Genomic DNA, 7,690 nt, shown 5'->3' with positions numbered 1-7,690 from the left:
CCGCTCGCTCCGCGGTGGCCGATGACGAGCGGTGACTGACGCGCGGGCATGCCGCGATCCTACGGGCGGCACTGCGCGGCTCGCAGCGGAGTCGAGGTCCGCTCGAAGAGAACAGCCAGACTCTGAGAGGTGCTCTCAGATATGGTGGTGTCCATCGTCGCAGTCCTCTCGGATCCGCGGCGCACCCCGCACCCACAGCGACTCAGATCCGCGAGTTCCCTCGGAGACCAGCGCACCTGAGAGAAGAGGAACCATGGCAAGCAACAATCCGGCCTTCGGACGCCCGGAGTTCAGCAACCGCGGCTACGCCGGCCGCGTGCAGGACCTCCCGGACGTCTCCCCCGGCACGCTCGACCAGATGTACTCCCGTCCGGCCGCCGGCTCCGTCGAGACCGACCGGATGACCGTCGAGGACACCCTCGCCAAGACCGCCCTCGCCTTCGTCGTGCTCCTCGCGGGTGCGGCCGTCGGCTGGTTCGTCCCGGGCCTGATGCTCCCCGCCGTGCTCGTCGCGCTGGTGCTGGGCATCGTCAACGCCTTCAAGAAGCAGCCGTCGCCGGCCCTGATCCTCGGCTACGCCGCGACCCAGGGCATCGCGGTCGGTGCGATCTCGAAGTTCTTCGAGAGCGCGTACGCCGGAGCGGTCGTCCAGGCCCTCATGGCGACCGTCATCGTGATCGGCGTCACCCTGGCGCTGTTCATGAACGGCAAGATCCGCACCTCGCCGAAGCTCAACAAGATCTTCTTCATCGGCATGATCAGCTACGCGGTGTTCTCGCTGGTGAACCTGGGCCTCGGCCTCTTCGGCGTCGGCGGCGGCTTCGGTCTCCGCACAGGCTTCATCGGCATCGTGATCGGCCTCATCGCCGTCGCGCTCGCCACGTACTCACTCGTGATGGACTTCGAGTTCATCCAGCAGGGCGTGCGCAACCGCCTCCCCCGCATCTACGGCTGGACCGGCGCCTACGGCATCCTGGTCACCGTCGTCTGGATGTACCTGGAGATCCTGCGCCTCGTCGCGATCTTCCGCGAGTAGCACGGCGCACCACGTCCGACGGGCGCTCGACCTCCGGGTCGGGCGCCCGTCGTCGTTCACGGCCCCAGCGCCGTTCCCGGTGCACTGCCGGGAGCGCCTGGCACGATGGAGGGATGAGCGCCGCAGACTCCCGGATCGTCGGCCTCGACGTCGCACGCGGCCTGGCCGTCCTCGGCATGTTCGCCGCCCACCTCGCCCCCGTCGAGAGCGAGATGCTCTGGAACGGCCGCAGCTCCGTCCTCTTCGCCGTGCTGGCGGGAGTGTCGATCGGGCTGATGACGGGCGGCGCACAGCGCTCCTCGCGGCCCTGGCACGACACGGGATCGATCCTGCTCCGCGGGCTGTACCTGCTCGTCATCGGCGTCGCCCTCACCCTGCTCGGGACGCCGATCGCGGTGATCCTGCCGCACTACGGGGTGATGTTCCTCGTCGCGGCGCTGCTGCTCTTCCTGCCGCGGGCGGTCCTCGCCGTGCTGGTCGCGGCCGCGGCGATCGCCGGGCCCCTCGCGGTCGACGCGCTGACGAGCGCCGGCGGCTCCTGGCTCTCGACCCTGTCGCCCGACGAGGCTCTCCTGGCCGCGCAGCCCCTCACCTGGCTCACCCAGTACTACCCGGTGCCGTCGTGGCTGGCGTACGTGGTGCTCGGCCTCCTGATCGCGCGCTGCGACGTCCGGTCCGCGACCACCCAGCGCTGGGTCGTCGTCGGCGGCGCCGTCTCGGCCGTGCTCGGCTACGGCGGCGGGCTGCTGCTCGGGGGTCCGGAGGCGGTGGAGGCGCACGCCAGCACCACCGCCGAGCTCCTCGGGGCGGGCGGGGTCGCCTGCGTGGTCCTCGGCGCGCTGACGGCTCTGCTGCAGCGGCTGCCGCTCCTGGCACGGGCGGCGACTCCGATCGCGGCCGTCGGTGCGATGCCGCTGACGATCTACTCGCTGCAGCTCGTGGCGCTGGCGGTGTACCTGGTCCCGTACGAGCCGTTCGACTTCGAGGCGTGGCGCAGCTGGACGCTGCTCGGCGTCTTCGTGGTCGGCTCGATCGTCGCCGCTCTCCTCTGGAGGCGGCTCGTGGGGCAGGGCCCGCTGGAGTGGCTGCTCGCGCGCGCGTCGCTGCGGCCTCGGGGTCCGCGCGCGGCGCTGGGTTAGGGTGGCCGGATGATCACGCGTCGCGAGGCCGCTCAGCGCCTCGACATCCCCCTCGAGATGGCGACGCGGCACGGCATCCCCACCCGTCTGTCGGAGGAGGAGCTCGCCGCCCTCGAGCAGGATCCGCCCGCCTGGCTCGTCCAGTCGCGCGCGAACCGCACCGGCAGGCGTCCCGTGTGGGTGACCCTCGACTGCGCCGTCTGCGGCCGCTCCGAGGCCGCCCGCCCGAAGAAGTGGTGGCCCGAGTTCACGTTCCTCGTCTGCGAGGACCACTCCCCCGCCTCCTGGCCGCACCACCCCGAGGGCCACCGCCGCGACGAGTACGACGGCATCGGCACCCGCTTCATCGGCGTGCTCGACACCCCCGCCTGACCCGCGCTCGCGCGCCTGTCCGCCTGCACCTCGGCCCCCGGACCAGCGCCGACCCGCGTTCCCCGACCACCCGGCAGGAGCTCGCCTCTCGATCGGCACCCCCGGAACGTCCCCGCAGGGCCTCGAACCCCTGACCGCCACTCGGTACACCTCGCGAGGAACCGGTCGCCCCCGACCGATCCCCCGGCCGAACCGCGGCCACCCGTTCCCTGAACAGCCACCTGAGCTCGTTCCCCGACCTGCACCCCGGGAACGGCCCCCTCGGGGCTCGTTCCTCTCTACCTGCACCCGGAACGGCCCCGCAGGGGCTCGTTCCCTCTACCTGCACCCGGGAACGGCCCCGCAGGGGCTCGTTCCCCCACCCGCTCCCCTCAACAAGAAACGGCCCCCTTCGAAGGGAGCCGTTCCTGACGTTCCGCGGGTCTCCGCGCGGTCAGCTGCAAGGCGGAGAAGGGCGCGATACCGGAGGTATCGCAATCGCCGACAACGCCGCAGATGACCGCGCGGAGACCCGCGGAATCACTCCCACTCGATGGTGCCGGGGGGCTTGGACGTCACATCCAGCACCACCCGGTTCACGCCGCTCACCTCGTTGGTGATGCGGTTGGAGATGCGGGCGAGGAGGTCGTAGGGCAGGCGGGTCCAGTCGGCGGTCATCGCGTCTTCCGAGGAGACGGGGCGCAGGACGATGGGGTGGCCGTAGGTGCGGCCGTCGCCCTGGACTCCGACGGAGCGGACGTCGGCGAGGAGGACGACGGGGCACTGCCAGATCTCGGTGTCGAGGCCGGCGGCGGTGAGCTCGGCGCGGACGATGGCGTCGGCGTCCTGGAGGAGGTCGAGCCGCTCCTGGGTGACCTCGCCGACGATGCGGATGCCGAGGCCGGGTCCGGGGAAGGGCTGGCGGCCGACGATGACCTCGGGGAGGCCGAGCTCGCGGCCGATCGCGCGGACCTCGTCCTTGAAGAGGGTGCGGAGCGGCTCGACGAGCGCGAACTGCAGGTCCTCGGGGAGTCCGCCCACGTTGTGGTGGGACTTGATGTTGGCGGTGCCGGTGCCGCCGCCGGATTCGACGACGTCGGGGTAGAGCGTGCCCTGGACGAGGAAGTCGATCGTCTCGCCCTCGCCCTGCGCTTCGAGCACGAGCGCTTCGGCGGCGGCCTCGAAGGTGCGGATGAACTCGCGGCCGATGATCTTGCGCTTCTGCTCCGGGTCGCTGACGCCGGCGAGCGCGTCGAGGAACTGCTCGCGCGCGTCGACGGTGACCAGGCGGACGCCGGTCGCGGCGACGTAGTCCTCCTCGACCTGGCGGCGCTCGTCCTTGCGGAGGAGTCCGTGGTCGACGAAGACGCAGGTGAGCTGGTCGCCGATGGCGCGGTGCACGATCGCAGCGGCGACGGCGGAGTCGACTCCGCCGGACAGGCCGCAGATGACGCGTCCGGTGCCGACCTGCTCGCGGATCACGGCGACCTGGTCGTCGATCACGTTGGAGGAGTTCCAGTCGGCCGGGATGCCCGCGGCGCGGTGGAGGAAGTTCTCGATGACGGCCTGGCCGTAGGCGGAGTGCTTGACCTCCGGGTGCCACTGCACGCCGTAGAGGCGGCGCTCGTCGTTGCCGAAGGCGGCGACCGGGGTGGAGCTCGTGGAGGCGAGGACCTCGAAGCCCTCGGGTGCCTGTGCGACCGAGTCGCCGTGGCTCATCCACACCGTCTGGTCGGCGGGCTGCTCGCCGAGGAGCACGCCACCGTCGGTCGAGAGGGCGGCGTCCGTCGCTCCGTACTCGCGCAGCCCCGTGTTGGCGACCTCGCCGCCGAGCGTCTTCGCCATCACCTGGAAGCCGTAGCAGATGCCCAGGACCGGGACCCCGAGGTCGAAGATCGCGGGGTCGAGCTGCGGGGCGCCCTCCTCGTACACGCTGGAGGGGCCGCCCGAGAGGATGATGCCGACGGGCGACTTCGCGGCGATCTCGGCGGCCGTGGCGTTGGAGGGCACGATCTCGGAGTAGACGTTCGCCTCGCGGACCCGGCGGGCGATCAGCTGCGCGTACTGCGCGCCGAAGTCGACGACGAGGACGGGCTGCGCGGCCAGGTGCGGCTGGGGAGCGGTGGGCTGCTCGCTAATGGGGGGCCTCCACGGAGTCGGTCGGGGTCTTCGGGTCGGTGCCGGCGGTCCGGCGCTCGAGGTACTGCTCGACCTCGCGGGCGATGCGGGTCTCGACGAAGAAGGAGAGGGTGGGCACCACTCCGCCGAGCGCGATGAGCACGAAGCGCGTGAACGGCCAGCGCATGAGGCTCCACAGGCGGAAGTCGGCGAAGAGGTAGACGACGTAGAACCAGCCGTGCGCGATCAGGATGCCGGTGGACAGGTTCGCGCCGGTGCCGCTCGACCTGAACTCGCCTCCGGGCACCTCGTACATCGGGGCGAAGTGCAGGACGCCCTGCTGGCCGAAGGCGAACAGCTCGAGGTGGAAGACGTACTTGAGCAGCATCTCCGCGCAGAGCAGGAGCAGCATCACGCCGGTGATGATCGAGGTCACCCGGTAGAAGCGCAGCGCGCTCCGGATCGCAGGGAACTGCGCGGGCTTGGGCTCGAGGGGCATGACGACCAGTTTACGGTGCGGGGGCGGGGGCCTCGGCCCGGTCGCCCAGGTCGGCGCGGGCGCGCTCCTCGGCGTCGAGCGCCTCCTCGGCCTCGCGCTCCCACGCGTCCTTGACGAGGCGGAACCAGAGGTAGAGGGCGAAGCCGGCGAAGACGACCCACTCGATCGCGTAGAAGACGTTGAGCCAGTTCAGCGAGACGTCGCTCACGCGCGCCGGGGAGTCGATGGCCCCGAGTCCGGCGACCGGCTCGTCGACGACGACGTAGCCCTGGTAGACGTCCTGCGGCGGGTCCGGCCAGCGGTTGATCAGCGCGGGGACGGAGAGCGCGGTGAGGGTGGCGGGGTCCAGGCCCTCCGCCGGCGCCTCCGCGGCCTCGTTGGCCACGAGGCGGCCGGTGAAGGAGGAGGGCGCCTGCTCGCTCCCGCTGTTGAGCGCGTCCGCGACGGACTGCGCCTGCGTTTCGTCCTGCGTCCAGCCGTAGGCGAGCACCAGGTCGGCGTCGGCGGTGCGGGTACGGGCGATGACCCACCAGCCCGGCTGCTCGCCGTTCAGGCGGCCGCCGAGGATCTCGGCACCGCCCGGCACGAAGACGGACGAGCCCTCCACGCGCTGTCCGTCGGCGGTCGCCGTGATCGAGCGGGAGGGGGTCGCGACCTCGGCGAGCGGGAGCGTCGTCTCCGACACTCCGGAGTCGGGCGCGGCGGCTTCGACCGCGCGGCCGACCTGCCACTGCCCGAGCGCGGCGAAGAGCCCGGCGATCAGGAGTGCGAGCGCCAGCGCGGCGATCCAGCGCGGGCGCCGGGCCACCTGCCCGACCGTGCTCTGCGTCATTCGTCCCTCGTCCGCCCTCGATCCGTGCGGTGTCCCGCGGGCCGGATCGAGCCTAACCCGTGAGTGTGGGAGCTCCGTGGGATCAGTAGTCGGGCTCCCTCGGGCGGCGGGGCCGGGCGTCGTCGGCCCCGTCGGACTGCTGCATCGCCTGGTCGATGAGCGCCTGCCGCATCGGATCGGGGAACTCGTCGTCGAGCTCGTCCGGCTCCGCGGGGCGCCTCGGAGGAGCGGGGGCCTCCTCCGCGGCGACGGTGGGCGCGGCCATCGCCGCCTCCACGAGCGAGAAGTCCTCCTCGTCCATGGCCGTGGCTGCTGCGGGTGCCGGGCGGTGCCGCCGCCGCGAGAGGAACGCGCCGATGCTCTCGGAGCGCGAGGCGAGGATCGGCCCGACGATCGCCATGATCAGCACGTAGAGGCCGGCGAAGGGCTGGATCCGCTCGTCGAGCCCCGCCGAGAGCGAGAGCGTCGCCAGGATGAGCGCGAACTCGCCGCGGTTGTGCAGGATGAACGCCGCGTTCAGGCCCGCGCGCGGTCCGAGCTTGTTGAGCCACGCGACGAACTGCCCCGCGCCGAGGTTGAGGACGATGGTCATCACCGCGGCGATCAGCACCGGGACCACGACGCTCGGGAACGCGCCGGGATCCAGCCCGAGACCGAAGTTGACGAAGAAGAAGGCTCCGAACACGTCGCGCAGCGGGATCGCGATGTGCTCGACCCTCGACCGGAACCGCGTCGCTCCGATGACCAGTCCGATCAGGAACGCACCGATCGCGTCCGTCACTCCGAGGACCTCGCCGATGCCGCCGAACAGGATGGCGAGACCGAAGAACAGGATCGTGAACAGCTCGTCGTCGCGGGTGCGGAAGAAGCGGGAGACGACCTTCCCGCCCCAGCGGGCGATCGCGAACATCACCACGAGGAACGCGAACGCGATGACGAGCTTGAGCACCACCGGCCACGGCTCCGTCTCGCCCGAGAGCACGACGGATACGATCGCCAGGTAGACCGCGATGAAGATGTCCTCGACGACCGTGACGCCCAGGATCATCGGCGTCTCGGGGTTCGCCAGGCGCTTGAGCTCGATCAGCAGCTTGGTGACGATCGCGCTCGAGCTCGTCGCCGTGATGCCGGCGATGATCAGCGCCTCGCGGCTCCCCCAGCCCAGCGCGAAGCCGAAGCCGAGGCCGACGGCCATGTTGACCGCGATGTAGGAGCCCCCGGAGAGGATCAGGCGGCCGGCGTTCCCGAAGAACTCGTCCTGGTCGAACTCCAGGCCGAGGTTGAACAGCAGCAGGATCAGCCCGAAGACCGCGGTCAGCTCGATGTAGCTCGACTCGAAGTCGAGCGGGAAGAGATGGAAGTTCGGGCTCGCGAGGAGCCCGACGACCATGTAGATCGGGATGGCCGGGAGCCCGATCGTCCTCCCCAGCCGGCCGAGGACGTAGGCGACGACGAACAGGACGCCGAGGACGATGAGGTCTTCGCCGTGGTGCATCCTCAGGCTCCGGGCGGGGCGTCGACCGTCTTGGCGAAGCTGCCGGTGCGGAAGAACGCGAACGCCTTGGCGACCTTCTCGGGGCTGCCGGCGACCACGAGGGTGTCTCCGGGGAAGACGCGGAAGTCGGGGGCCGGCGCCGGATTGGCGGCGTCGCCCCGGACCACGGCGACGACGGTCAGCCCGACGATCCCGCGGTCGGCGGGCTTGCCGAGCTGCT

At 71.2% G+C, this 7,690-nt stretch carries 8 protein-coding genes; 3 read left to right on the top strand and 5 right to left on the bottom strand.

From position 1 onward, the window contains the following. Nucleotides 1-253 precede the first annotated feature (253 nt). The 3 genes from C5C27_RS15945 to C5C27_RS15935 all read left to right on the top strand — a co-directional run bounded on the left by C5C27_RS15945 (nucleotide 254) and on the right by C5C27_RS15935 (nucleotide 2,547). On the top strand, nucleotides 254-1,036 hold the full coding sequence (locus tag C5C27_RS15945) for a Bax inhibitor-1/YccA family protein (protein WP_104224741.1): 783 nt from the start codon (nucleotides 254-256) through the stop codon (nucleotides 1,034-1,036). Nucleotides 1,037-1,149: 113 nt separating this feature from the next. Beyond that, the gene (locus tag C5C27_RS15940; RefSeq protein WP_104314896.1) at nucleotides 1,150-2,175 is read left to right on the top strand and encodes a DUF418 domain-containing protein; all 1,026 of its coding nucleotides are present in this window, start codon (nucleotides 1,150-1,152) and stop codon (nucleotides 2,173-2,175) included. 9 nt (nucleotides 2,176-2,184) lie between these two features. Further along, complete coding sequence (locus C5C27_RS15935) at nucleotides 2,185-2,547, top strand: DUF5997 family protein (RefSeq protein WP_104224739.1); 363 nt, start codon at nucleotides 2,185-2,187, stop codon at nucleotides 2,545-2,547. 519 nt (nucleotides 2,548-3,066) lie between these two features. On the opposite strand, the gene guaA is transcribed toward C5C27_RS15935, so the two are convergent. The 5 genes from guaA to C5C27_RS15910 all read right to left on the bottom strand — a co-directional run. Beyond that, nucleotides 3,067-4,632 carry a glutamine-hydrolyzing GMP synthase gene (gene guaA, locus C5C27_RS15930; protein WP_104227304.1) on the bottom strand — a complete coding sequence of 522 codons (1,566 nt, stop codon included), beginning with the start codon at nucleotides 4,630-4,632 and terminating at the stop codon, nucleotides 3,067-3,069. A gap of 28 nt (nucleotides 4,633-4,660) precedes the next feature. Then, entirely contained in the window at nucleotides 4,661-5,143 is a 483-nt protein-coding gene (locus C5C27_RS15925; RefSeq protein WP_104256110.1) for a DUF3817 domain-containing protein, read from the bottom strand. Between the two features lie 10 nt (nucleotides 5,144-5,153). After that, complete coding sequence (locus C5C27_RS15920; protein WP_104238461.1) at nucleotides 5,154-5,975, bottom strand: SURF1 family cytochrome oxidase biogenesis protein; 822 nt, start codon at nucleotides 5,973-5,975, stop codon at nucleotides 5,154-5,156. Between the two features lie 82 nt (nucleotides 5,976-6,057). Beyond that, complete coding sequence (locus tag C5C27_RS15915) at nucleotides 6,058-7,470, bottom strand: cation:proton antiporter (protein ID WP_104314895.1); 1,413 nt, start codon at nucleotides 7,468-7,470, stop codon at nucleotides 6,058-6,060. A 2-nt stretch (nucleotides 7,471-7,472) separates the two neighbouring features. Then, a partial coding sequence (locus tag C5C27_RS15910) for a cation:proton antiporter regulatory subunit (RefSeq protein ID WP_219813190.1) occupies nucleotides 7,473-7,690 on the bottom strand: 218 nt, incomplete at its 5' end.

The sequence above is a fragment of the Rathayibacter sp. AY2B7 genome, from assembly GCF_002931635.1.
Classification (GTDB): Bacteria; Actinomycetota; Actinomycetes; order Actinomycetales; family Microbacteriaceae; genus Rathayibacter.
Note: the sequence above shows the minus strand (reverse complement) of the source record. Positions and strands in the feature narration are given on the sequence as shown.